Origin of the sequence: Flavobacterium algoriphilum (assembly GCF_048158655.1) — a bacterium.
GTDB classification, from domain to species: domain Bacteria; phylum Bacteroidota; class Bacteroidia; order Flavobacteriales; family Flavobacteriaceae; genus Flavobacterium; species Flavobacterium algoriphilum.
Genome location: NZ_JBLNKY010000004.1, coordinates 20,224 through 46,388, shown reverse-complemented (window position 1 = coordinate 46,388; position 26,165 = coordinate 20,224). Strand labels below are relative to the sequence as shown.

The following is a 26,165-nucleotide window of genomic DNA, read 5'->3' as shown; positions in this document are numbered from 1 at the left end:
ACAAATAAAATGAAAAATTCAAATAAACAAATAACAAAGGTTTTCAAAAGAGTTGTGTTGACCTTGTTGATAGTATTGTCCGCTTTTACAACAATAAATACTCAAAGTGATCCTGTACGATTAGGTTTCATTCTACTTACGGATTGTTCGCCAATTGTTATGGCAAAAGAACTTGGGTTATTTAAAAAATACGGAGTTGAGGTTATTGTAACCAAAGAATCTTCTTGGGCGAATGTTCGTGACAAAATCCTAACAGGAGAATTAGACGGAGCACATTGTTTGTATTCTATGCCGTTTTCAGTATACACAGGAGTCGGGCCATTACACGTTCTAATGATTTTTGTGGAAAAGTGGGTTTTAAACAAATGAATAAAATAACTCCAGTAGTTGCGGCCAAGTTAAAAGCCGAAAAAGAAGTGACATTTGCCATGACTTTCCCCGGAGGAACACACGATTTATGGTTGCGTAACTGGATGTCAAACGGTAGTTTGAATCAAAAAGAAGTGAAAATATTACGATACCTCCTCCACAAATAGTAGCTAATATGAAGGTAGGAAATATGTATGGCTATTGCGTAGGAGAGCCCTGGAGAGGTGTTGCTGTAAAACAAGGAATTGAATTTACACAGGTAGCTTCTCCAGACATTTGGAAAGATTATCCTGAAAAAGCTTTGGTTGTGAACAAATATTTCAACTCAAAACGTAAAGCAGATTTAGTAAAAGTAATGAAAGCCGTAATGGAAGCATGTTTTGGATATTCAAATAAACCCGCACTATTAGTTAAGCAACATTTTTAAAAATATTTTTCTCTTTCCAAAATTCTTCAATTGTTTTATAATTTAAAGCGGAATACCTTCTTTTTTTGTTGCACCAGATTTCAATAAATTCGAATATATTGGGTTCCATTTGCTCTTTTTCAATTGTTACTATAAATCTGTTCCGTTTTCAAAGTCTTAAAAAAGCGCTTCGCTACTGCGTTATCCCAACAATTCCCTTTTCTACTCATACTTCTTGTGATCATTCTGTAGGAATCAATCAGATGGTAAACTTCTTAATGTCGTATTGAATACCTCTATTACAATGGAATACCATAGGGTTTATTGTGCTTTGGTTTTTAAGTCTTTACATGAGAGCGAAGAGTTATGAGCTTAGAGGTTTTAATAAAAATAGTAGCTGGAAGAGTAGGGGGAAGAAATAGAAAGATGCTCAGAAGTGTCTTTTTGTTATGATTAGAAATCCTTTGTAATTTACAACTTAATCCTTCATTAATGAATTACAGTTAACTTGCCCACAAAACAGAATTATAGTTTGTACATTTGCAACAATGAAAGGATATATTAAAATAGTACTTCTAATTTTGATTTCGTGTTGCTATATCAATACCGTATTTGAATTTTCGGATAGTGAGGAGAAGGCTAATTTTGAAAATGAAAGTCACGCCTATATTCAACAATTTAGTAACCAAATCTTTGCAAACAGCGTAACGCAAAGTATTCCGCATTGCGACATTAGTGACACGCCAATTCAATTCCATTTAAATGGAATTCTACCTGTATCTAAATGCAATTCATTCTACAAAAGCTTTTTCTTTCCAAAACGGGATAAGCTTTTTATTCTATATTCTTCTTTCTTGATTTGATGATTTTCTGATTTTACTTTTTTGGCAATTGCTACGCAGTTGTCGGTTTCACTATTTCAGAATAATTCTATTTAAATCCAAAATGAAAAAAATAATATTCATTCTTTTGCTATTTCCATTTTTAGCAACAGCCCAAAACACTTTTAAAGCAATCATCAAAGGTGAAAAATCAAAAAAAGTACTTGACAGCGTTAGCGTATTTCTAACCGGAAATCAAAACGGTTTCACTACTTCTGACGAAAAAGGATTTGTAGTAATTGAAAACATTCCCAACGGTAAGCAAACAATTGTTTTCAGCTCTTTTGGTTACCGAAAAATGGAGAAAAATATTGTATTTCCTCAAAATGAAACTATTGAAATATTTTTAGAACCAATATCGGAAGAATTAGAAGAAGTTAAAGTTACTTCAACAAGAAGTAGCCGAACAATAAAAAACACTCCAACTCGAATCGAAGCGATTGTTTCTGGCGAATTAGAAGAAAAATCTTCAATGCAACCAGGGAATATAAAAATGTTGCTTACTGAAAGTACAGGAATTCAAACGCAACAAACTTCCCAAGTTTCAGGAAGTGCGAGTATTCGTATTCAAGGTTTAGACGGAAAATATACACAACTTTTACAAGACGGATTTCCTTTGTATTCGGGTTTCGCAAGTGGTTTGAGCATTTTACAAATTCCACCTTTGAATTTAAAACGCGTGGAAGTTATCAAAGGTTCCACTTCAACGCTTTATGGCGGCGGAGCCATTGCGGGATTGATAAACTTGATTACAAAAGAACCAACCGACACAAGAGAAATTTCATTTTTGGCAAACATAAATCAAACACAAGCGTTGGATCTAAGTGGTTTTTATGCTGGAAAACACAAGAAATCAGGACTTACAATTTATGCTTCAAGCAATTCTCAAAATGCTTATGATGTGAATAATGACGGTTTCTCGGATATACCAAAATTTGACAGATATACCATAAGCCCAAAGTTTTTTTATTATCCAAACGAGAAAACGACTTTTAGTTTTGGTGCAAACGCAGGATTTGAAAACCGAATAGGTGGGGATATGCAAGTAATAGAAAACAAATCAGATGCTACGCATATGTTCTTTGAGCGAAATAACAGTAATCGATATTCGACACAAGCAAAATTTGAAAAAACATTTGACAATAAAAATATATTGACCATTAAAAATAGCGTTGGATATTTTAACCGAAAAATAGAAAAACAAACTTATAATTTTGAAGGACAACAAATAGCCACTTTTACAGAAGCCAATTATCTAATCCCTAACGAAAAATCAGAATGGAATTTGGGAGCGAATTTAGTTTCGGACAATTTCAAACAAATGAATTTAATGGCTGACAAGTTAGATTATTACAATGCTGCCTTTGGTTTTTTTGCTCAAAACAATCTTAACATAACCGAAAAATTTATTTTAGAAAGCGGTTTGCGTTTAGACGTTACAAATAGAAGTAATGTTTTTGTTTTGCCTCGTTTGTCGTTACTGTACAAAATCAACGAAAAATTATCTTCAAGATTTGGCGGTGGTTTAGGATACAAATCACCTACCATTTTCTCGGAAGAATCCGAAGAAAAGGCGTTTCAAAATATAAATTCACTGGACTTTTCAAAAGTCAATCCTGAAAAATCGTATGGATTAAATGCTGATATTAATTACAAAACTACCATTTTTGACGAAGTAAGTTTTGCCATTAATCAAATGTTTTTTTATACCATTATCAAAAACCCGTTGGTTCTTAATCCAGTTCCACTGACGGTAAATTATGCCTTTGAAAATGCCAACGGAAATATAGAAACTAAAGGATTTGAAACAAACGTAAAGCTTCGTTTTGAAGATATTTCCTGTTACATTGGTTATACCTATATTGACGCAAATAGAAATTTTAATAACACAAGAACTATAAACCCTTTAACGGCAAAAAATAGAATAAATGCAAACGTAATGTATGAATGGGAAGAGAAATTGCGAATCGCTTACGAAGTTTTTTATGTTGGGAATCAGTATTTGACAAAGAACGAAAAAGTTAGGGATTATTGGGTTATGGGAGTTTCAGGAGAATACAAATTTAAGTGTTTCAGCATATTTTTGAATCTTGAAAATTTTTTGGACAGCCGACAATCGAAATGGGAAAATATGTTTTCGGGAACAATTCAAAATCCACAATTTAGAGAAGTTTACACCCCAACAGACGGATTTATATTGAACGGAGGAATTAAGATTAGGCTATAATAGTTTAGATATAAGCACTACAAAACAGCGGCAGCCGTTACCAATTTCTCTAAAAGTCTAAATCAACACCAAATAACATAAAAAACGACCTCGCTTAAGTCATTTTAAGCGAGGTTTGTTTTTATCAAAAAATTATTAAACATTGTGGTTTTGATAGTTGTAATTGTTTGGCTTCTCAAGGTGTTTGGACTTTTTAATAGTTTGATGGATGTACATGTATAAAAAATGCATGTCGCATTATTCAAATATCAGTTCTGAAATCGAACAGTCTTTAAAACAATAATCCTTAAAATTAACAATCAAGAATTTAAAAAAGATTGTTTGGAGTTTTCCAACTCGTTCAGATTAATCCCATAAAAAAAACGCAAATTTATTACCTTGCGCAGCTTATAGGGATGTATATTTTTTGGAAAGTACATTTTTGCATAGCGCTGGTGAGATTCTCCAGCAAATATAATTATAAAATGGAATTACTTTAATTATGGACGAATTAAAAATCGTACTGTTGTTTTATCATTAGCTTGATTATAAATGTCAACTATTAGATAGGTGTTAGTAGTAACACCTGTAATCAAATAGGCAAAATCATAGTCGGTTTTATTTTTTGCGGTCGTATCATCCGTTAAAAAATGGAGTGCTTGATCCCTCTTTTGTAATTACAACCTTAGAAAGCGCAATCTCAGATTGGATATGGCCGCTCACTGTATATTCGCCTTGTGAATTAGCTTTACCCTCGCCTCGGTTTGATTTAAAGTTATTGTTGGAAGTGCAGCATCATCCTTTGAGCATGAATTCAAAAATAATCCGATTGCTAAAACAGAAATTATAGTAATAAAAAAATATCTCCATTCTCATAATTATTTGTATTTAAATTGTTGTAAATTAAATAGAAGGTAGTTTTCTTTTCTTAAATAATGTGTTAAAGTCTTAAAAACAATTTTACAAAACGAAAATGCTTTGGAAATATATAGACAAATTTACTACCAATTGCCTCGGACTCCCTCATAAGAAAGATAAAGAAATTGGAAAAAAGCAAATGTTATAAAGTTTTTCTAAACACTTAGTCGACTATTTAAAGCATTAGCGTAACGAAGCGAGGACTTCTTTGCACATAATTAATGATGTTAAAAGAGGTTAGGGTAGAATGGCTTATTTAGAAGACTTGTGAGACACTATCGAATAGAAGTAAAAAGAGACTACATTTTAAAGATAGCCTCTTTTTTAATAAATCTGTTTTAATTTAATTAGTCCTTGTCATCTAAGTCTGTTTCATTTTCAAGCAGATTTCTTATTTGCTCTCCAAGATCATGATGTCCATCGTCGTTATCAGTACTAATTTCGATAACTCCATCTCCATCGGTATCCAGAAGTAAATTTTGATTGTCTAACGTTATTAATCTCGCCATTATGGCATCAAGATGTATTTTTATATTAAGAGTCATATCGTTACCATTAATCGTGAAATCTTTAGCTGGATCTGCAAAATCCATTTCAAGTTCAGCATCTTTGCCACTCCAGATGATAAAGTTTTTCCCGTTTATTGTCCCTTTAATTAAAAAAGTTTTACCTTCCATTTCGCCAGGCATAATACTTTTTTCAAATTTAAATTTAATTTCTTCATACTTGGCATTTGGAATATTAACAGAAGTAATAAATTGGGTCAAAGTTTTGTTTGGATCTAGGATGTCAACTAAAAAAGGACCTACAAGTTTTACATCATTATCATAAAAAGGATTTGTAAGATACTTATCTTCTGCTTCATCTAGTTCAAATTTTATCTTAGCAATGTTTATTTTAAATTCCGTGAAAACCACTGTTGATGCAGCAGTACGAGCAGTGGTAAACGTTTTTCCAGATGTAGAAACGGACGAAGCTTTTAATGTCACATTACCGCTTGTAGATGGATTATCCGTGCAAGAACTTATCATAATGACAAGTATTGCTAAAATCGATGTTTTTTTCATTTTTTTCATTTTTTTAAGTTTAAGTAATATATAATTAGGGGTTAATAATTAATGGTTTTGAAATACAATTTTAATTAATGTATTTATAAAAAAAAAAATCCTTTAAAATTTACAGTAAGAGGTTTGTGTTCCGTTTTAATTAGTTCTTGGTGAAATAAAGATAATCAGTTGCGCCATCGCTAGCATTTTTATTTTTCAATCTAACTTTTGTGGTTGTAAATTCTGTAATTTTCCAATTGTCCTCTAAATTATCTAATTTACTGTCATCAAATTTTAACAGAAATATATCTTGACTACTATTTACAAAAGTGGACCAATTTCCGGCGATAGTATTTTTTTCTTTTACAACCACAACAGTTCCATTAGAATTGAAAGTGAAACTATATCCCTTGTAATTTAAAGTTTCATCACTATCATCAAAATAATAAGATACACGCCAGGTTCCATTTGTTAAAATCGAAGTGAAATTCTTGTTTCCTCCAGAGCCTGAATTAGTATTACAATCTTTAATCCCATCTTCAATACTGCTTTCAAAATTAGAGTTGTTTGTAATTACAACATTTTGACCCTTAAAATTTGTAATAGAAACCGGATAATTGATCGTTATAAATACATTACTTTCTATATCTTTCAAAAAATTATATAAATCTTTATTGTTTTGAATAGTAATAGTGTTTGCAATTTGATTATCTGCATTATAAATATTAATCTTTATTGGATAATTTATATGTAGGCAGTCAATCTCATCAAACCCGTCATCATCATCACAATTATCAATAACATTCTTTAATTGATCCGGATTTGTAATCAGTTCGGTCTTGAAATTTTGATACTGAATTGTTATTGGATACACAAAGTTTACTATATCATCATCATTTGAAAAGGCATCTAATGCAGCTTGAACTTTTATATAATCATTTTGGTTAGATACGGTAATATGTGTTCTATTTACAATAACAATAACTGGCAACTGAACATTAAAACAACTGGAATTGTCCAAAATATTATCCTTAGAAGTAGGGTTTTGTGATACCCTAGAAATCAAATCCGTAAGAGGAGAGATGGCCTTTAAGTTTTGAGTAGGATCTTGAATAACCAATGTTTCCTCATTTTGACAAGAAATAAATATTATTGCCGTAACGCTCATTAATAAATATTTAATCGTTTTCATATGTAGCTAATATTTATTTTTTAATGGAATCTGGAATCGGTGACTTTTTTTTGTCATCGAACCCCGTTTCGTATATCTTTAATTAGTGTTTACTTCACTGATAATATTTTTATTTGTGTTCAGTGATTGCTTCGCAGTTGTATCGAGTTTTCATTGTACTCATTTCATATAAAAAATAGAGGTTGTAATAATAAAACAGTTTACATCAACATTACCCTACCAAAATTTAAAAATAAATATATCTTTGTAAGGTAAAAAAATTATGAAATAAATGACAATAAATTCATTATCAGAAACTTGTGATAAAATTGTTTTTTCAACTTTTTTCAAAACTCATGCAAAGTCACTTCGCAATTTTCTCTTTTATAAATATGGAAATAAAGACCAAGCCGATGATATAGCCCAAGAAGCTTTCATTAAACTCTGGCAAAATTGTGCTTCGGTTCCCATTGAAAAAGCTAAATCCTATATCTATATAATTGCCAATAATAACTTTCTTAACGAAATTGCACATCAAAAAGTAGTTTTGGAATATGAAAATAATTTTTTTAGTCTTAATAAAACAAATGAAACTCCGGAATTTATACTCGAAGAAAAGCAATTCAAAATCAAGCTCTTAAAATCAATTGAAAATTTGAATGAAACACAACGAGTTGCATTTTTGATGCATCGAATTGATGGTAAAAAATATAGCGAAATTGCGGAAGAATTAAATATAAGTATTAAAGCAGTTGAAAAGCGTATACATTTGGCTTTAGTTGAACTAAGAAAAGAAATTGATAGTATAAAGTAGGGTAAATTTGTTTTTACTTGTTTTAAATATAATAAGATTAATACAATGAAAGAGAATTACATTTTAGCAAAGTGGTTAAACTACGATTTGACAGAAGCCCAATTAGCTGAATTTAAAGCTAATCCGGATTATGAAAAATATGAAAAAATTAAAAATTATACTGCTCATTTAGAGGTACCCAATTTTAATGAAACGAAAGTTTTAGAACATGTTATAAGTCATAAAAAAACAACACCTAAAGTTATTCCTTTATATAAAAATTGGTTATTTAAAGTGGCTGCTGTTATAGTTATCGGGTTAGGAATTACATTTATGGAAGAAAACTTTGCCTCACAAACCCAATATGCTCCTAATGGCAAAAGTGTTTCTTTTTCGTTGCCTGATAACTCCGAAGTAGTTTTGAATGCTGGTTCAGAAATTGAATATAGAAAATGGAATTGGGATAACAACAGAAACCTTGAGTTATATGGTGAAGCTTATTTTAAAGTAGCAAAAGGCAAAAAATTTGAAGTTGCAACTGATCTTGGAAAGGTTGCTGTTCTTGGAACTCAATTTAATGTAAAAGTAAGAAAAAGTCGTTTTGATGTAACTTGTTTTGAAGGAAGGGTAAAAGTAAATTACAAAGAGAAAGAGGTGATTTTAACCCACGGGCAAAGTGTTACTTTTGAAAATGGAAAGCAGATAAATACAACCGTTAATGCTTCTAAACCGGAATGGCTAGAAAATACTATTGCTTTTAATAAAGAAAATTTACGTAACATATTAGATGAAATTCAAAGGCAGTACAACGTATCTATTGAAGTGAAAGCAAAATATTCGGGTGAATTATTTACAGGTAAAATTCCTATTGACAATCTTGATGTTGCCCTTCAAATTATTGCGAAGACCTATCATTTAGAACCGAATAAAATTGCTCTAAACAAAATAATTTTTGAATGAAAATAAATGTTTTTTATTAAACGTATTTATGTCTTATTTTTTTGGTTTGTTTTTGCCTTGAGTTTGACAGCTCAAGATAGAAGCAAAACAATTGCATTAAAAGATATTCTGCAATCTATTGAAAAACAACATGTCATTTATTTTAATTATATTGACAATGAGATAGTTGTTTTTAAAATTGTACCTCCAAAAAAATCGTTGTCCTTGAACAAGAAGATTAATTATCTTCATAAAAAAACCAATCTATTTTTTGAAAATATAGACAATAAATTCATTACCATTTATAGCAATAATAGGGTAGACACAAAGAATATTTGTGGATATGTATTTTCGAAAGAAGATAATTCTCCACTGGAAAATGTGAATATTAAGTTTGAAGATAGTTTCAATACTTCAACCAATAAAAAAGGATATTTTGAACTAAAAAAAGAAAAGTCAACGGATTTATTAATTACTAACATTGGGTATACTACTGAAAAAATTTCTGGCTCTGATTTACAAAATAAAAATTGTTTAAAAATTTACCTTGAAGTAGAAGTTTCTGAATTAAATAATATAATAGCGAACCATCTTTTAACATCTGGAATCTCAAAAAAAATTAATGGAATATTTGAAATTAAACCAAAAAAACTTGGAATATTACCTGGTTTAATTGAATCTGATGTTTTACAAACCATGTTACAAATTCCCGGTATTTATAGTACTGATGAAAGTATTTCTAGTATTAATGTGAGAGGCGGTACACATGATCAAAATTTATTCTTGTGGAATGGGATTAAAATGTATCAAACTGGACATTTTTTTGGTTTAATCTCTGCTTTCAATCCTAATTTAGCCCATACTATTTCCATAACTAAAAACGGAAGTTCTGCTTTTTTTGGAGAAAGTGTATCGAGTGTTGTGGATATTTCCTCTAACCCAAATAACTTTGAAGAAAACAGTTTTGGTGCTGGAATAAATATGATTAATGCTGACATTTATTCAAAGTTTAATATCTGCAAAAAAGGTTTCTTGGAAATTGCTGGAAGAAAATCCATAACCGATTTAGTAAAAACGCCTACCTATAAAGAATATTATAATAAAGCTTTTCAAAATACAAGTATTACTAATTTTTCCAATAATCAGAATGTGGATTATTCAAGTGACGAGAAATTTAATTTTTACGATATTACGGTTAAATATTCTCAAAAAATTGGACTAAAAGACCATCTCATTTTAGATTTTATAACTATAAATGATCAACTTAAAGTTTTTCAAACAACCAGAGTTAATACTATAATTCAGTCTGAAAATAATATTTTATATCAAAAAAATTACGGAGGTAATCTTTCATGGAAACGAAACTGGAATGCAAAAAATAGTAGTAATTTCAATGTTTACACCTCGTCTTATGAACTTAATGCAGAAAAAAACAAAATACAGGATAATCAAACTGTAAAACAGGAAAATAAAGTATTAGACAATGGTTTTAAGTTTGAGAATAGTCATATAATCACTTCAAAATTTACTTTTAATAATGGATATCAATCAACCGAAATTGGCACTATAAATTTGGATGAAGTAAATAGTCCAATATTTTATCGAAGAATTAAAGAAGTTCTACGAACTCATGCGCTAATTGTTGAAGGAAAATACAACGATACCTTATCCAAAATATATTTTAATACAGGATTGCGGTTAAACTATATAGAACAATTTAAAAAACTCTTTTTTGAACCAAGATTACAGTTTAATTATGCTATCACAAAACATTTTAATTTAGAAGTATTAGGTGAATTCAAAAGTCAAAATTGTTATCAGGTTATTGATCTACAGAAAGATTATTTTGGAATAGAAAAAAGAAGGTGGATATTGGCAAACAACACTACTATTCCTATTCAAAAAAGTAAACAAGCGTCAATTAGTTTGTTTTTTACTAAAAACAATTGGTTATTTACTTTAGAAAATTTTTATAAAAAAGTAACTGGAATTAACAGCTCAAGCCAAGGATTTCAAAACCAATTAGAATTTGTAAAAACTAATGGCGATTATGAAGTCTTAGGAATTGAAATGCTAGCTCAAAAAAAAATAAATCATTTCATTACTTGGTTGAGTTATACTTATAATACTAACAATTATCACTTTCCAAATTTAGAACAACCTGTATTTCCAAATAACTTTAAATTAGACCATATTATCTCTTGGGCTGGAATCTATGAAAGAAAAAATCTAAAAATAGCATTGGGTTCAAAGTGGTATTCTGGAAAACCCGAGACCACTCCTATCAGTTCAACTATTAATTACAGTAATTTCTCCAATCCAAAGATTGATTACAATACCCCAAACAATAAAATACTTGATGACTTTTTTCAAGTTAATTTTTCGACAACATACAAATGGGAAAGCTTAGATCAAATTCAATATAAATTGGGGTTCTCTTTACTGAATGTATTTAATCGAAAAAATGAAATTAATGAATATTATAGAATAAATACGATTACCAATTCTATTGAAGATGTAAAAATTTTTTCACTTCGACGAACTCCAAATTTAAGTTTTAGAATAACTTATTAAACCTACATTGCTTGTAAGAACATTAATCCCTACCAAATTGTAAGAAGACTCGATTGTTAAACTTGGATTACCCAATTCAATCAAGCGTAATAGATGTTGCAGATGTATGTCTTGAGACATGAAAAGTAATTTATTGACAGCCGCTTTGCAGATTCATTCCGTTGAAGTGCGCTATATCTTTGAAGTAAGAAGATTACGTGGACTCAAAGACTGGATTACATTAAATGAAAGAGGAGCAGGAATGGCGGCAGCGACTCAAAGCTGTTTACGAAGGTGAAAAGCTTATAATCAAAGCAGGTTATGACACATCCGAATTATTTGGTGTCGCTACAGGATCAGAAGCTTATGACTAGCCATTAACAACCCAAGAAACGGTTATATTGCCAATTTATTTATTGTGTAAGTAAAAGTTATCCCGGTTAAAAAAAACATCAGAATTCATTTTTATATGGCTCTTTTTATTTAGTTAATAGTTTTTATTAAAAAAATAAAAAACTTGTCTAAAACAAAAGAGCGTTACTTAATAAGTGCGCTCTGTTGTTATGCAAAAAGTAATATCATCGAAAAGATCAGCTGTTTACGACCTTATATTTTTATAAATATAAACACATGAAAATGAGACGCTCACTGTATATTTGTAATATTATGAAAAAAAACTTAACAGAATAGTATATTATTCAAAGGGTTAAAGAAATAAGAAAAGCCAATAATTCTGCCCAAGAACAACTGTCTCTAAAATTAGATAAAGGCGTCGGTCTTTTAGGTGATATTGAAGCGATAATGAATACTTATCAAAAAGGATTGTGTAACTTTTGTGTTGATTGGATAAAAACATTTCAAATATTTCAGCATCATCGCCAATGGTGAAAATTTGATTGATGTTCGGCAAACTCGATTTGAAAACATTGTAATTCCACTAACAGATATACCAACCTTTAGACAAGTATATGCATCACTTGACGGACGAGTATTGCTCATTTACAGTTTTTTATTAATACCTTTCTGAAATAAAAAACACACATATCAAAAAAGAAATGTGTGTTTAAAAATTGAAATATAAGTACTTTGTTTACTAAAATTTAGCTGTAAATCCAAGATAAAAACTTCGTCCCACGGCGGGTATAATACCTGGCCCAGGATATTCATCGGTTCTACGAGTGAAATAGGATTTGTCTGCCAAATTATTAGCGCCCAATTTGATTGCTAAATTATTTAATTTATAGGAAGCACTCCAGTCCAAAACGGTATACGAAGGAATATGGCCCGCTACTGGATCTTCGCTAGTCATGACATTGGAAGCATCTCCATAAGCATCTCCAACATAATTGTACTGTAAAGTTGTCGATAATTTACTAGTGCTAAAAATTAAACCTACACGGTTTATAGTTTCGGCGGCTGCTTCTACTCTTTTCCCTTTAAATTCTCCAGTGGTGTATTTGGCATTTATATAGGAAAAGGAATTGAAAATACTTAAACCAAAATCAGATTGGGAGTTAAAGTATTTTAGAATATTAAACTCGATATAATTTTCAATTCCTTGATGAACACTATTGGCTATATTTTTCCTAATAGAATAATAATCTCCAGTAATTGGATCGGTTGCTAATGTTACCCCGATACGCTTGTTGTAAGCCATGTAAAATCCTCCAATATCAAAATTAAGGTAGTTCCTGATGGTTCCTCTGTAACCTAAATCACTATTAAATCCTTTTGAATCTTTCAGGTTAGGGTCTATTTTTGAACTAGTTCCAAAAGGTTCTAATTGGCTGTAATCTATCGGACGGTATGCCTGAGAAATATTGGCATAAAGACTGGTGTTTTTTCCTGGTTTTAACTCCAATCCAATTCCTGCTAATGCAAAAGTTCTATTTCTAACTTCATCTGTAAGCTGTATGTCGCCTTCTACTTCTTTATAGCCCTTGGCAGTACTTCTTAAATATTCAAATCGAAAACCGGGAGTGACGGTAAAATTTTTGGAAACTTTAAAAATATTTTCTACAAACGGAGCTAAATTGGTGGTGGTAAAATCTAAATCATATCCCCAATCTCCTATAATGGATGAATCAAAATCACTATTTGTGGTTCCTTCTCCGCCGCCTTGACGCTTAAACCAAGCATGACTTTGGCGCACACCACTTGCAAAAGTTGATTTTTGATTCCCCAAAGAATAATTTTGGGAATAGCGAATTTCAGTTGTGGTATTATTCATTTTTTCGATACCTACTTCTCTTGGTACATACGCTCCCGTTATTGGGTCTATGCCATCTGTAGCTCCGGCTCCTCCGTCTTCGTTTCTCCAAACCAAAGAACGACCACTAAATAAATAGGTAGATTTAATGCTCAAAGTACTGTTTTCCGAAGGCGTATAATTGGCGTAAGCTGTAATGATATTCCAAGGGCTTTTTAGCCAGTTTCGTGCTCTTGTAGAAGCTTTTGGATTAGCATAAAATAAACTGTCAGTTAAACCTCCAGGCATTTTTATTTTATTTCGAAGCAAAGAATATTCAATGCCAAAATTTAATTTTTTAGAATGATTGTATTGTATTTTTCCAAATCCGGAAACTTGCGATTGCTGACTGTTGGGTCTATACCCTTCCATATTACGGTATTGTAAAAAGCCATAATAGCCTATTTTTTTATGATTCCCGCCAACAGAATTAAAGGAATTAAACAATCCATAACTTCCTATTGTTTGTGAGGTAATAAATTCAAAAGGTTTGTTTTTTGGAGCATCTTTAATAACATAATTGACTAAACCCCCAAACTGTGATCCAAATTGCAACGATGCGGCACCTCTAACCAATTCGATACGATTGACAGCTTCCATTGGCGGAATGTAATACGATTCATTATAACCATAAATATCAGCACTGATGTTGTACCCATTCTGTCTGGTATTCATCTCTACACTTTGTGACGGATTAAGACCACGTGTTGCAATTCCGTTGGCAGTAAACCCGCTACTCTCTGTTTCTACAATATTTAAACCTGGGATTCTTCCTAGTATTTGTCTGGTATTATTGACTGCTTTATTGGCATCGAGACTGTCAACAAGAATGATTTCGCTTTTTTTACCAGCATAAATGATTCCGTCTTTACTATCGGGCAAGTGACCTATCCCATTTACTGTTTTAAAGCCTTTAACAATAACTTCTTTCAGGGAGTTTTCGGTATTTTCTTGTGCTTTTATGGTTTGTAATCCCGCTAAAGTGAGAAGGGTAAACATTATTTTATTGAAATTCATATTGTGGTTTTTGTAGTATTAAAAATTATTTTCGGTAATGATCGGTAAGCGTTCCAAGAAATGCTTCTAGTTGACTTTCTTCCTGGGTTGTCATTTTTAAATTGCCTAATTCGTTTCTATTTACGTTTTTAAGTACTTTTGGAGTAGCAAATTCACTTGGATTTACATCTCGAACATTATAGAAATAAATAACTTCTTTTAAGGTTTTAAAAGATCCGTTATGAAAATATGGCGCAGAAATAGCAATGTTTCGTAATGTTGGTACCTTAAATTTTCCATTGTGTTCGGGTTGAGAAACAATAGCTCCAATACCCAAATCAATAAAATTGATTCCTGCAGGATTTACGGCTGTAGATTGGTTGTAAAATGGATTTTTTTCGTTTCTGGGCACTCCTATATTATCATAGCTAAAATCCGTAAACAAAATTTTCCCGGTTCTTTCGTCAGGTTCTAAAACATGACATTGTGCACATTTTCCTTTTCCTTGAAAAACGGCTAATCCTTTCTTTTCATCATCAGTAAATTTGATCAATTGTTTGTTGAAATAATCAAATTTTGAGGTGAAAGAATTCACTTCTTTTGATGTCTCAAAAGCTGCTATTGCATCAGCGATGTAGGACATTAATTCTTCGTCGGTCTTTGCTAACCCGTACTCCTTTTCTATTTCAGAAAAGTAAGACGCATTTTTTATCTTGGAAACAACATTTGCAATACTGCCATTATTCATTTCTACTGCACCAATAAAGGGATGAATGAGTTGTTCTTTTAGAGTAAGAGATCGTCCATTAAAAAAAAGGCCTCCAACATAAGTCTGATCTGTAGTATTGTAGGTACGCTCAGGAGAAAATACATTGTAAGCTAAATTTGGAGAATTGATGTTTGAGAAAGTACCTTTTACAGCACCTTCCGAAATGTCTCTGTGCAAAGGGTCGCTAAAACCAGTTTCTGCTGCGTGACAGGAAGCACATGCTTGACCTATAGGATTGGATAGGTTTTTATCAAAGAAAATTAATTTTCCTATTGCTGTTTTATTGCTAACAACAGGTACATATTCGGAATCATCAGTACAACTGGATAGAATTATTATAACTACTAAGCCAATTAAAAAGTATTTTTTGTTCATTAATTTAGAATAGTTAAAAATAACGGTGCAAATATAAAATTCCATTTTTACATCGACAAACTTATTTAGACTAAATATTAATAATACTTTAAATTAATTTTAACAGTTTTGAATTTCAATATTTTACAAAAAAAATAATTTTTGGGATAAGATTTTGTTTTGCTGGACAAAAAGATACAGACTTATCGTTGCCGAAGATTCGTTTGTGATTAATAGTTCAGCAGAAATAGCAAATGCGTATTAATACTTTTTTAATAAAAAGTACCACAAAATTGATTTTAATGTTATTCAATATATAAAAAAGCACATGAATTTGTAATTGATAGAAATATGAATTGCTTTTTTGTTAGTTTACTTTGCCCCCAGAGCAGCAAGTTTCTTAATTTTGATAGTTGTTTTTGGAACAATGTTTTAAATTGTAATGGAGATTATTAAAATATACTCATTTGAAAAATAAGTTTTAGGTTCTAATGAATGGCTGTCCAATTTGATTGCACAAACATTTATTAATCTTTCGGCTGGTTCAAGAGCCCGTTTATCCCGAAGTTTCGGGACTTTAAAGCGAGGTTTGTTTTTGGAACAATGTTTCTTTAGCACTTGATTTCATAACGCATAAACGCTCCTTCCAATAATTCTTGTTCTGGTCTTGAAATTTATAAGTAGAAACAATTACTATCTGCAACAAAAAAAATAAAGTAGCTTTGAACTTTAATAGCGGACATCAAAACATTATAGCTTTTCATTTTAAATTTTAAAAGGATAAAAAAATATTCTTTTCTGAAAAACCTTAATTATAAAAATAATACGTTTTTTAGCGGTTTATAATCTCAAAGATGGTCGAAAATTATGAGACTTGTCCGGTGGTAGAATGGAATTTGGTGAAACTGCCGAGGAAACTCTGAAAAGAGAAATATTTGAAGAACTGAATATTGAAATTAAATCATTTAAAGTGATTGATACTTGGAATTATATGCATAATGATAAATGTCAAATTACGGGTTTATATACTTTAGTGAGATGCTGACAGATACCTTTTATTTATCTGATGAGCATGAAGGTTACTAGTGGATAGGGTTTTCTGGAGGAACTTTCTATTGAAAAAAATACAACTTTGGGACTGGGATTCTATTATTGATATCAAAGTTAGATTTACTAAATCAGTAATGATAGCAAACTCATAACCTACGAGACAAAAAGTACAATCGGCTGTTGCGGAAAACTAAAAAAAAACGACAATGCAATTAATAGACAAACTAAAGCAACAAGCAAGACAAATAAAATCGGAAGTACAAGTTTTGATTTTAGCCTATTCTGACAAACGGACACCACTGTCTGCAAAAATTATGATAGGACTAACAGTTGGCTATTTGTAAAGTCCGATTGACTTAATACCAGACTTTATCCCTGTTATAGGATATCTTGACGACTTAATTATTGTTCCTCTTTTAATTAGACTTTCTATTAAATTAATTCCTGCTGCCGTGTTGATAGAAGCCAGAAAAAATGTAAAGAACAATCCGCAAAAATTAAAAAAGAGCAATTGGATTTTTGCAACAGTAATAGTTATTATTTGGCTAGCACTTTTTTACGTGGCATACAGACATTTTAGCTATTTATGGAAATAAGAAACAAAGGTCTTGACATATTTATTGCTTAAACGACAAAATATCTTTAATCATCACCATAAATTTGTACTTCCTGCAATACGGCTAACTGTTGTGTACCCCACTAAAACTTTAAAAAAAATTGAAATAACACATAAAAACAACCTCGCTTAAGTCATTTTAAGTGAGGTTTGTTTTTTCCATTAGTACTTGTTCTACTCTTTAATTTCCAAGCTGTTTTTCTACCATCCGTTCCAAAATCTTTTGGTAATTAGAGTTGATGGATTACTTTTATTTGATTGTTATTTCAGATAAAATTGGCTTATTTGTATAAAATAACAAACATTTAGGTTTATGATACTCAAAGTCCTTTTCATGAATTAGTTCCATTCGAAACATTATTATTCGGTTTAAAATTACCTAGCTTTGATTTTAATAATTCCATATCCTCACTCACTTTTTTATCTAATATTTTAGCGTAGTGTTTCGTGGTTCTTAAACTTTTAGGCCCTAATATTTTACTCACGCTTTCTATGGGAACACCATTTCTGAGTGTTACAGTCGTCGCAAAAGTATGTCTAGCAATGCGGAAGGTTCAATCTTTTTTAATACTGCGAACATCCGCTATTTCCTTTAAGTAGCTATTCATTTTTTGGTTACTCAAAATAGGTGCCAGTTTATCTTCATTTATGCATTGTGGGTGATTGGCATATTTCAGAATTAATTCTTCCGGAATAGGGAGGAGGGGATTCTTGAAGCTGTTTCTGTTTTTTGACGAATCTGTAAATATCCATTTTCCGCCATCAATACCAATTCTGATGTTTGATACCGTTAAGTTTTTGACATCGATGAAGCCAAGCCAGTGAAGTATCCTGAACTTCTTCTTGTATCAGATAATCTCTTTCGACTTCACGAATTTTGATTTATAGTTTGAAAATCGATTATTTTATTTAATCCATTTGATTCTCTAAACTGTTTCCGCTCTTATCTATAATCAACGTACCAGCCTTTACTATTTTTAGATAATTTAGGTATTGTATATTTTGTGTGCATTTTGTGTAGTTTTTGGTCAAAAAAAAACGGGAAGTCACTGTTTGTAGTGCTTCCCGAATTTAAGCGGAGAAAGAGGGATTCGAACCCCCGGACCTGTAACAGTCAACAGTTTTCAAGACTGCCGCATTCGACCGCTCTGCCATTTCTCCAGTCTGTCGCCTTCATTACCTGATTGCGAGTGCAAATATAAGAACCTTTTTTGGTTATACAAATCTATTTTTATAAAAAAAGCATCTATTTTTAGTGAGAATTTTTAAATGTTTCATTTTCTATACTTTAGACGAAACTTATTTTCTAAAAAAATTAAAATTTAGGTTCAATACTTTACATATTCTGTTATTTCCAGTCCATAACCAATCATTCCAACACGTTTTGTCCCCTCAGTATTGGATACCAATCTTATTTTTGAGATATCAATATCATGTAATATTTGAGCACCAATACCAAAATCTTTACTGTCTATAACAATTTTTGGTGCTTTCATTACACCTTCACTTTGTAGTAATTTAAGTTCCGTGATACGACTTAATAAATTAATCGATTGCATATCCTGATTGATGAAAATAACGGCACCTTTTCCTTGCTCATTAATTACTTTAAACATATCATCAAGCTGTTGGTCTGCATTATTAGTCAATGTGCCTAATAAATCATTATTTACCTGAGAGGAATTGATTCTGGTCAAAATGGACTCACCCAAATTCCAAGTTCCTTTTGTTAAAGCAATATGAATTTGCTTGTTGGTTGTTTGTTGGTAAGCACGTAATCTGAATGTACCAAAACGGGTTTCTATATCAAAATCTTCTTTTTTTACAATAAGACTGTCATGTTGCATTCTGTAAGCAACTAAATCTTCAATAGAAACTAATTTTAAATCGAATTTTTTAGCCACTTTAAGTAATTGTGGCAAACGCGCCATTGAGCCATCTTCATTCATGATTTCTACAATCACACCCGCTGATTTAAAGCCTGCGAGTCGCGCAAAATCAATTGCAGCTTCCGTATGTCCAGTTCTTCTTAAAACTCCTCCTTGTTTAGCTATAAGAGGAAATATATGCCCTGGTCGTGCTAAATCATGAGGTTTTGTTTTAGAATCAACTAAAGATAAAATAGTTTTTGCCCTATCTCCAGCGGATATTCCCGTAGTAACTCCATTTCCTCTTAAATCTACTGAGACAGTAAAAGCAGTTTCCATAGGATCCGTATTGTTACTAACCATTACATGAAGTCCTAATTCTTTGCAGCGGCTTTCTGTTAATGGAGCACATATTAATCCACGGCCGTGAGTAGCCATGAAGTTAATCATTTCGGGCGTTACTTTTTCGGCTGCAGCCAAGAAATCACCTTCATTTTCTCTATCTTCATCATCAACAACAATAATAATTTTTCCTTGTCGAATATCTTCAATTGCTTCTTCTATTGTGTTTAGGTGTATTTTATTTGTAACCATGATTGGTGTCTAGTTTGGTGTTGGGAATATTTTTTTATATAATTTTTGGAATGGAGCTAAAATAACATCCATATTTATTAATCCGATATCGTTTGTGGCTCTATAAGTCAGTAAAATAGCCAAAGGTGATAGAATTATCGACGATAGCCAAGCACCCATAAATGGAGTAAGTCCATTTTCCTGTGAAATTCTTTTACCAAAAGTATTTATAAAATGGAATGTTATAAAAATCAAAACGGCAAAAATAATTGGAAGCCCAAGTCCGCCTTTTCTAATAATAGCTCCCAAAGGTGCTCCTATAAAAAACATCAAAAAACAGGCGTAAGCGATAACAAATTTATCGTAAAAGGCCAATAAATGATTGTTGATATTTTTTCGCTTCGCTTTAAATTCTGTTTGACTGGCATCAATAGAATATTTTAAACTTCCCAGATTACTGATTGCAAGGTCTAAAATCTTAGATTTTTCTTCATTTTTATATAATGATAATATATTTTTTGGAAGAGTTTTATTTTTTTTAAGCTGTTTTATTTTATTATCCCTAGGAATTACAATTCGCTGATTCATGTTTTCTGAAAACGAAATAATATCTGTTTTTAAATTTTTATGTAAGGAATCTAGCGTGTAATTTAATTCACTCACATTCAGCATCGTGTTGGTATTAGCAATGCTTTGATCATTTACATCGACTTTATTCAATTGTGATAAATCGATATTGATGATGTATTTTTTAAATGAACTTTTTGCAAATGGCAATTTACTTCGATCTTCATATTTTTTGGGAACGATATCTTCGTAATAATAACCATTATTTAGTACTAATTGCAGAATACTAGATTTTTCGCTGCTTATCAGTTCTCCATTTTTGGCTTTTATTACTGTTTTACTGCCGTCACCAAGATTTGATTTTTTATGGATTGTGATACCGGTAAGGAAATTTCCGTTTTCTCCGGATTTTTTATTCACTTTGATATTATAAAAACCAACATCACTAAACTGACCTTCGGCGATTGCTAGAGCAGGTTTAGCTTGTGCGATGTTTTTTCTGAAATTGATGAATTTATATTCCGCAAAAGGAATTACATTATTGGCAAAAAGAAAGGCGATGAATCCTAATATAACAATAAAAACTGTTAAGCTTTTTAGGGCTCTTTTAAGCGAAACCCCCGCTGATTTCATAGCCGCCAATTCGTAATTTTCGGATAAATCTCCAAAAGTCATTATCGATGCCAATAATACTGACAACGGTAAAACCAGTGGAATAATTCGGGGCATTGAAAATCCCAAAAACTTGATAATCATTAGTAAATCCAAATCTTTTCCCGCTAATTCAGAAATGAATAACCAAACAGTTTGAAGTATAAAAATGAAAAAGAGTATTACAAATACAGTTGTAAATGTAATCAGAAATGTTTTTAATAAGTATTTGTCAAGAATTTTCACCTAAGAATTAATCTAATTTATTGATGTAGTAATTTGGATATTTACTTTCGGTAAAGGTAAATTGATTTTTTGACAAAGGTTGGTTGGTTTTAAAAGAATTAACCGTCAAAGTAGTTTTTGTGCCTTTTTTACCCATTTCAATCAAGTTGTAGATGTGTTTGGTCTGTACATCAATGCCTAATAATATTTCTTTTCTTTGATCTTTTGAATTGGTAGGTATAAGTTTGATATACTGGATTTTTCTTCCTTTTACATCTTGTAAAATATCCATATTGTATCTATAACCTGCGTTAAAAAAAGTCAATAATTTTGAAGGAGTAATGGCATTGTCGTCTTTATCATTTACGTTAGAAATAGTGATTTCTTCATCTTCAGGAACAATGGTGTAGCTTTTTTTACCGTCAAAAATTTTAGTAACCCCCATGAAATTCAATACAAATTGATTGCCTTTCATGATTACATTTCCTTTACTGTCCTGATTAATGTTTTCTTTGGCATTGTTTAAAGAATATTTGAAATCGATAACGATATTATTATAACTTCTAACTTTTGCTGTAACTTGATCTAAAAGGTCTTTCGCTTTTTTATCTTGAGCTTGTATTGAAAAGCTAAAAAATAGCAAAACTGCCATTTGAAAAAATCGTTTACCCATCTTTTTTATATTAATTTTTTTGAATTCTTGAATCTTTGATTCCATGATGTTAATTGTTTTGTTCATTGTTGAAAAATTGATCAAGAGAACTCATGTCCAGAATGTTTACACTACGTGCTTTACTTCCTTCAAATGGACCAACAATTCCAGCAGCTTCGAGTTGATCAATCAATCGACCTGCTCTGTTGTAGCCTAATTTTAGTTTTCTTTGTAACAATGAAGCCGAACCTTGTTGTGCGTTTACTATTATTTCAGCGGCTTCTCTAAACAAAGTATCTCTGTCGGAAATATCCATATCAAGATTGATGCCACTTTCCTCTCCTACAAATTCAGGAAGTAAATATGCTGTTGCATATGCTTTTTGAGATCCAATAAATTCAGTTATTTTTTCTACTTCCGGTGTGTCTATGAAAGCACATTGTACCCGAACAACGTCATTTCCGTTGGTGTAAAGCATATCGCCTCGGCCTATCAATTGATCAGCACCTTGGGTATCAAGAATGGTTCTGGAATCAATTTTAGAGGTAACTCTAAAAGCAATTCTCGCCGGGAAATTGGCTTTTATCAAACCTGTAATTACGTTAACAGAAGGTCTTTGTGTAGCTATAATTAAGTGAATTCCAATGGCCCGCGCTAATTGTGCTAAACGAGCAATAGGAACTTCTACTTCTTTTCCTGCAGTCATAATCAAATCGGCAAACTCATCGACAACAAGAACGATATAAGGTAAAAATCGGTGTCCATTTTCTGGGTTCAGTTTTCGAGCTTTAAATTTATCGTTGTATTCTTTGATGTTACGCACCATTGCGTCTTTTAATAAAGAATAACGGTTGTCCATTTCTACACAAAGTGAATTCAGGGTGTTGACCACTTTTGCATTATCAGTAATGATAGCGTCATCCATGTCTGGAAGTTTCGCTAAATAGTGTCTTTCAATTTTATTAAAAAGGGTTAGTTCTACTTTTTTGGGATCGACCAAAACAAATTTAACTTCGGCTGGATGTTTTTTGTACAAAAGCGAAGTCAAAACAGCATTTAATCCAACTGATTTCCCTTGTCCGGTAGCTCCCGCCATCAATAAGTGAGGCATTTTCGCTAAATCAACCACAAAAGTTTCATTCGAAATTGTTTTTCCAAGAGCAATAGGCAATTCCATTTCCGCTTCCTGAAATTTGGTTGAGCCAATAACACTTTTCATCGATACCATCGTAGGATTCTTATTAGGAACCTCGATTCCTATCGTCCCTTTTCCGGGAATAGGGGCAATGATACGAATTCCTAAAGCCGAAAGTGATAAAGCGATATCGTCTTCTAAACTTTTAATTTTTGAAATACGAATTCCCGCTTCCGGTACAATTTCATATAAAGTAACTGATGGTCCGACTGTCGCTTTTATCTGTGCAATTTCAATTTTGTAATTGCGCAACGTATCAACAATCCTGTTTTTATTCTCTTCTAATTCTTCCTGATTGATTGTGATTCCTCCGGTTGAATATTCCTTTAATAAGTCTATCGTAGGAAATTTATAATTGGATAAATCCAAAGTTGGATCGAATAATCCAAAATCAGCTACCAACCGCGAGGCTAGATTTTCCTCAATAATATCTTCTTCCGGCGCTGTTTCTATAACAAATGTATCTACAGGATTTGAAATAATTTCAGGAGATACTATTGGCGTAACTTGCATAGCAAGTGGTTTTACAATGGGATCTCTATTAATATCCGATGAATTACTAATGGTTGGTTTCAACGCCTCTTTGTTAATTTCGAATTGAGAACCATTTATTTTCAAATGAATGTCATCAATTTCCTCTTCTAAAACAGCAAATTCTTCTAAATTATAACTGCTGCTTTTTGCACCATTTAGCGGAATAGTGGCTAAATCAGCTTTAATTTCTTTTTTTGTATTATCAAAAAAGGATTGAATATTTTCTGGGGAGATTTTGACTTTGAAAATTATATAAACAACTGATCCAAATAACAGTACCAATAAAGTTCCTGTTTTTCCAATATAATCTTGCAAAAATAAATTCAATTCGAATCCAATTGTCCCTCCTAATTCGGGTGCGGAAGTAGCAAAAAATCCAAATAAAATTGATACAATGATAATTACGAATAAATTCCAAAACCAAATACTTTTCAATTTTTTTAAGGAAACACCTAAAACCATATACATTCCTGTCAGGAAAAACAAGCGTACGAATATAAATGCAGCAAGTCCAAAACCTTTATAAACAAGTAAGTCAGCTAAAAAGGCACCAAATTTTCCTAACCAATTGTGAACGGTTTCGGTTCTGTCAGTCAACTTACCTACAGCACTTTGATCTTGATGTCCGTAAATATAAAAGGAAATAAATGTAAATAATAAAGCAATTGAAAATAATACCAAAAGAGAACCAAAAACGATTTTGTGCTGTTTAGTTATCTTAATTGGATTATTTCCCTCTGTTTTAGAATCCTTTTTTTTATCTAAAGATACTGTTTTTGTAGTTTTTGCCATTCTTGATTGTAATAATATCTTACAGAACTATTGGTATATAAATGATTAAACCGATTGCTATTGCCGTTAAAGCAGCAAAAAATACAGCTCCGGCAGCAATATCTTTGATAAATCCAATTCTTTCATGATAATTTGGATGAATAAAATCTGCTATTTTTTCAACAGCTGTATTTAAACCTTCAATACTCATAACCAAACCAATGGCCATGGTTTGAAAAAGCCATTGTGTCGCAGTTATTCCAAAATAGAATCCAGCAATAGTCATTAGTATACCTAATGAAAATTGTACCATTATGCTGTGTTCTGTAGTAATTAATTTTACAGCACCTTTAAAAGCATAAGTGACACTTTTTAATCTTCCGGTAAAGAAAGTATTATCTTTTTGAAATTCCATTCGGCTGCTTTTAAAGTACTGCTAATGCAGCTTCATAGTTTGGTTCATCTGCAATTTCTGCAACTTGTTCCGTATGTGTAATTGTTCCGTTTTCATCAACAACAATAATAACTCTTGAATGCAATCCAGCCAAAGGTCCGTCGGTAATTTCTAAACCATTCGTTTTGCCAAAACTTCCTTCTGAAAAATCAGATAAATTAACGACATTATCGAGACCTTCTGCACCACAAAAACGTTTTTGGGCAAATGGTAAATCTCTTGAAATACACAAAACAGTAGTGTTTTCTAAAGTACTGGCACTTTCGTTAAATTTTCGAACTGAAGCAGCACAAGTTCCTGTGTCAACACTTGGGAAAATATTCAATACTAATTTTTTTCCTGCAAAGTCTGCAAGTGAAGTGTATGAAAGATCAGTTTTAACTAATTTAAAATCAGCAATTTTTGTTCCTACTTTTGGTAATTCTCCTGAAGTCTGTACTGGATTTCCCCCTAATGTTATTGAAGACATAATGTTTGTTTTTAATGAGGTTCAAAAGTATGAAAATTATTTAAGAATTTGTCCTCAAATGTCGGGATAAGTTTACCATTTTGGCTCAAATTATCAACCGGAAGATTCCAATGTGGTTTTGGATTGTTAAATAAAAAAACGCACTCATTGCAGAGTGCGTTTTAGAACAATTGAATTAAAAAATTCTTTTTTATTTATCGATAGAACCCAGAACACGTTTCATGAAACTGTTTAAAGCTTCTTTTTTATCACTTCCAGTTTTTACCAGTTTGTTCACTTCTAAAGCGCCATACATATTTGAAATCAATTCACCAATTACATCTAACTCTTCATCTTTCAATGAAGTAATTTCTGTCATTGCTTCCAAAACTTCAATTGTTTCTATGATATAATCTTCATCATTTTCTTCTATAAACTGCGTTAAATGCTTGATTACCGGTAATTTCATCTTTATTTGTTTATGCGTTGATTTGTTCATTTGTGGTCAAACGTTTTTTAACGACTAACCAACATAACTTTTAAACTATCTCGTTCACCAATTCTATTAATACTTCTTGTTTATTAGTTTGTGTTTCGTTTACTAATTTCCCATTTACAAAAGTGGCAAAAGTGGGTAAATTACTTACATTAGCTAGTTTTCTTGATTCTGGAAAATTTTCAGCATCGACAAGAGCAAAAGTAATTGTTTCGTTTTCTGAAGCCAATTTTTTGAATTTTGGTTTCATAATACGACAATTTCCACACCATGAAGCCGAAAATTGAACTACAACTTTTTCATTTTTTGAAATTAAATCTGCTAATGTATCTTCGTTTAATTCGATTAACATAATTTTTATTTTTAAAATTTAATGGCAATTAAAAAAATATTGAAATTGCCATTGAATTTGTTTT

20 protein-coding genes, 1 tRNA gene and 1 pseudogene are annotated in these 26,165 nt (G+C 31.5%); 8 read left to right on the top strand and 14 right to left on the bottom strand.

The features are described from left to right. Window positions 1-9 precede the first annotated feature (9 nt). Window positions 10-796: pseudogene (locus ACM55G_RS08640) on the top strand (CmpA/NrtA family ABC transporter substrate-binding protein). 554 nt (window positions 797-1,350) lie between these two features. On the opposite strand, the gene ACM55G_RS08635 reads toward ACM55G_RS08640, so the two are convergent. Continuing rightward, complete coding sequence (locus tag ACM55G_RS08635; RefSeq protein WP_416843506.1) at window positions 1,351-1,533, bottom strand: hypothetical protein; 183 nt, start codon at window positions 1,531-1,533, stop codon at window positions 1,351-1,353. A gap of 187 nt (window positions 1,534-1,720) precedes the next feature. On the opposite strand from ACM55G_RS08635, the gene ACM55G_RS08630 reads away from it, so the two are divergent. Continuing rightward, window positions 1,721-3,883, top strand: coding sequence for a TonB-dependent receptor (locus tag ACM55G_RS08630; protein ID WP_416843505.1), 2,163 nt, complete (start codon window positions 1,721-1,723; stop codon window positions 3,881-3,883). 1,244 nt (window positions 3,884-5,127) lie between these two features. Here the strand turns inward: ACM55G_RS08630 and ACM55G_RS08625 are convergent. Further along, window positions 5,128-5,847 carry a hypothetical protein gene (locus ACM55G_RS08625; RefSeq protein ID WP_416843504.1) on the bottom strand — a complete coding sequence of 240 codons (720 nt, stop codon included), beginning with the start codon at window positions 5,845-5,847 and terminating at the stop codon, window positions 5,128-5,130. 139 nt (window positions 5,848-5,986) lie between these two features. After that, entirely contained in the window at window positions 5,987-7,018 is a 1,032-nt protein-coding gene (locus ACM55G_RS08620) for a hypothetical protein (RefSeq protein ID WP_416843503.1), read from the bottom strand. A 271-nt stretch (window positions 7,019-7,289) separates the two neighbouring features. Here ACM55G_RS08620 and ACM55G_RS08615 point away from each other — a divergent pair, with 271 nt between their 5' ends. Genes ACM55G_RS08615 through ACM55G_RS08605 form a run of 3 tightly spaced genes read left to right on the top strand, consistent with a single transcriptional unit; the run spans window position 7,290 to window position 11,303 of the window. Next, on the top strand, window positions 7,290-7,811 hold the full coding sequence (locus tag ACM55G_RS08615; RefSeq protein WP_416843502.1) for an RNA polymerase sigma factor: 522 nt from the start codon (window positions 7,290-7,292) through the stop codon (window positions 7,809-7,811). A 45-nt stretch (window positions 7,812-7,856) separates the two neighbouring features. Beyond that, window positions 7,857-8,750, top strand: a complete 894-nt coding sequence (locus tag ACM55G_RS08610; protein WP_416843501.1) for a FecR family protein — start codon at window positions 7,857-7,859, stop codon at window positions 8,748-8,750. Window positions 8,751-8,756: 6 nt separating this feature from the next. Next, complete coding sequence (locus ACM55G_RS08605; RefSeq protein ID WP_416843500.1) at window positions 8,757-11,303, top strand: TonB-dependent receptor; 2,547 nt, start codon at window positions 8,757-8,759, stop codon at window positions 11,301-11,303. Between the two features lie 1,072 nt (window positions 11,304-12,375). Here ACM55G_RS08605 and ACM55G_RS08600 read toward each other — a convergent pair. Further along, the gene (locus tag ACM55G_RS08600; protein WP_416843499.1) at window positions 12,376-14,547 is read right to left on the bottom strand and encodes a TonB-dependent receptor family protein; all 2,172 of its coding nucleotides are present in this window, start codon (window positions 14,545-14,547) and stop codon (window positions 12,376-12,378) included. 25 nt (window positions 14,548-14,572) lie between these two features. Further along, window positions 14,573-15,670: a cytochrome-c peroxidase gene (locus ACM55G_RS08595; RefSeq protein ID WP_416843498.1), complete on the bottom strand. Its 1,098-nt coding sequence runs from the start codon at window positions 15,668-15,670 to the stop codon at window positions 14,573-14,575. Window positions 15,671-16,523: 853 nt separating this feature from the next. Between ACM55G_RS08595 and ACM55G_RS08590 the strand changes: the two genes are divergently transcribed. The 3 genes from ACM55G_RS08590 (at window position 16,524) to ACM55G_RS08580 (ending at window position 17,295) form a co-directional block, all read left to right on the top strand. Further along, window positions 16,524-16,694: an NUDIX domain-containing protein gene (locus tag ACM55G_RS08590; RefSeq protein ID WP_416843497.1), complete on the top strand. Its 171-nt coding sequence runs from the start codon at window positions 16,524-16,526 to the stop codon at window positions 16,692-16,694. 211 nt (window positions 16,695-16,905) lie between these two features. Beyond that, window positions 16,906-17,043 (top strand): YkvA family protein, encoded by a 138-nt coding sequence (locus ACM55G_RS08585; protein ID WP_416843496.1) that lies wholly within the window; start codon window positions 16,906-16,908, stop codon window positions 17,041-17,043. 6 nt (window positions 17,044-17,049) lie between these two features. Then, entirely contained in the window at window positions 17,050-17,295 is a 246-nt protein-coding gene (locus ACM55G_RS08580; protein WP_416843714.1) for a YkvA family protein, read from the top strand. A gap of 1,096 nt (window positions 17,296-18,391) precedes the next feature. Here ACM55G_RS08580 and ACM55G_RS08575 read toward each other — a convergent pair. The 9 genes from ACM55G_RS08575 to ACM55G_RS08535 form a co-directional block, all read right to left on the bottom strand. After that, a tRNA-Ser gene (locus tag ACM55G_RS08575) sits at window positions 18,392-18,476 on the bottom strand. 167 nt (window positions 18,477-18,643) lie between these two features. Next, window positions 18,644-19,777 carry a 3,4-dihydroxy-2-butanone-4-phosphate synthase gene (ribB, locus tag ACM55G_RS08570; RefSeq protein WP_416843495.1) on the bottom strand — a complete coding sequence of 378 codons (1,134 nt, stop codon included), beginning with the start codon at window positions 19,775-19,777 and terminating at the stop codon, window positions 18,644-18,646. A gap of 9 nt (window positions 19,778-19,786) precedes the next feature. Beyond that, window positions 19,787-21,220 carry an LptF/LptG family permease gene (locus tag ACM55G_RS08565; protein ID WP_416843494.1) on the bottom strand — a complete coding sequence of 478 codons (1,434 nt, stop codon included), beginning with the start codon at window positions 21,218-21,220 and terminating at the stop codon, window positions 19,787-19,789. 7 nt (window positions 21,221-21,227) lie between these two features. Further along, entirely contained in the window at window positions 21,228-21,872 is a 645-nt protein-coding gene (gene lolA1, locus ACM55G_RS08560) for an outer membrane lipoprotein periplasmic chaperone LolA1 (RefSeq protein ID WP_465245446.1), read from the bottom strand. A gap of 49 nt (window positions 21,873-21,921) precedes the next feature. After that, complete coding sequence (locus ACM55G_RS08555) at window positions 21,922-24,372, bottom strand: DNA translocase FtsK (protein WP_416843492.1); 2,451 nt, start codon at window positions 24,370-24,372, stop codon at window positions 21,922-21,924. Between the two features lie 19 nt (window positions 24,373-24,391). Beyond that, window positions 24,392-24,766 (bottom strand): diacylglycerol kinase family protein, encoded by a 375-nt coding sequence (locus tag ACM55G_RS08550; RefSeq protein WP_416843491.1) that lies wholly within the window; start codon window positions 24,764-24,766, stop codon window positions 24,392-24,394. A 10-nt stretch (window positions 24,767-24,776) separates the two neighbouring features. Next, complete coding sequence (gene tpx, locus ACM55G_RS08545; RefSeq protein ID WP_416843490.1) at window positions 24,777-25,274, bottom strand: thiol peroxidase; 498 nt, start codon at window positions 25,272-25,274, stop codon at window positions 24,777-24,779. A 190-nt stretch (window positions 25,275-25,464) separates the two neighbouring features. Then, a complete protein-coding gene (locus ACM55G_RS08540) occupies window positions 25,465-25,722 on the bottom strand; it encodes a DUF6952 family protein (protein WP_416843488.1) in 258 nt (85 codons plus the stop codon). A 70-nt stretch (window positions 25,723-25,792) separates the two neighbouring features. Further along, on the bottom strand, window positions 25,793-26,101 hold the full coding sequence (locus ACM55G_RS08535) for a thioredoxin family protein (RefSeq protein ID WP_416843487.1): 309 nt from the start codon (window positions 26,099-26,101) through the stop codon (window positions 25,793-25,795). Window positions 26,102-26,165 lie beyond the last annotated feature (64 nt).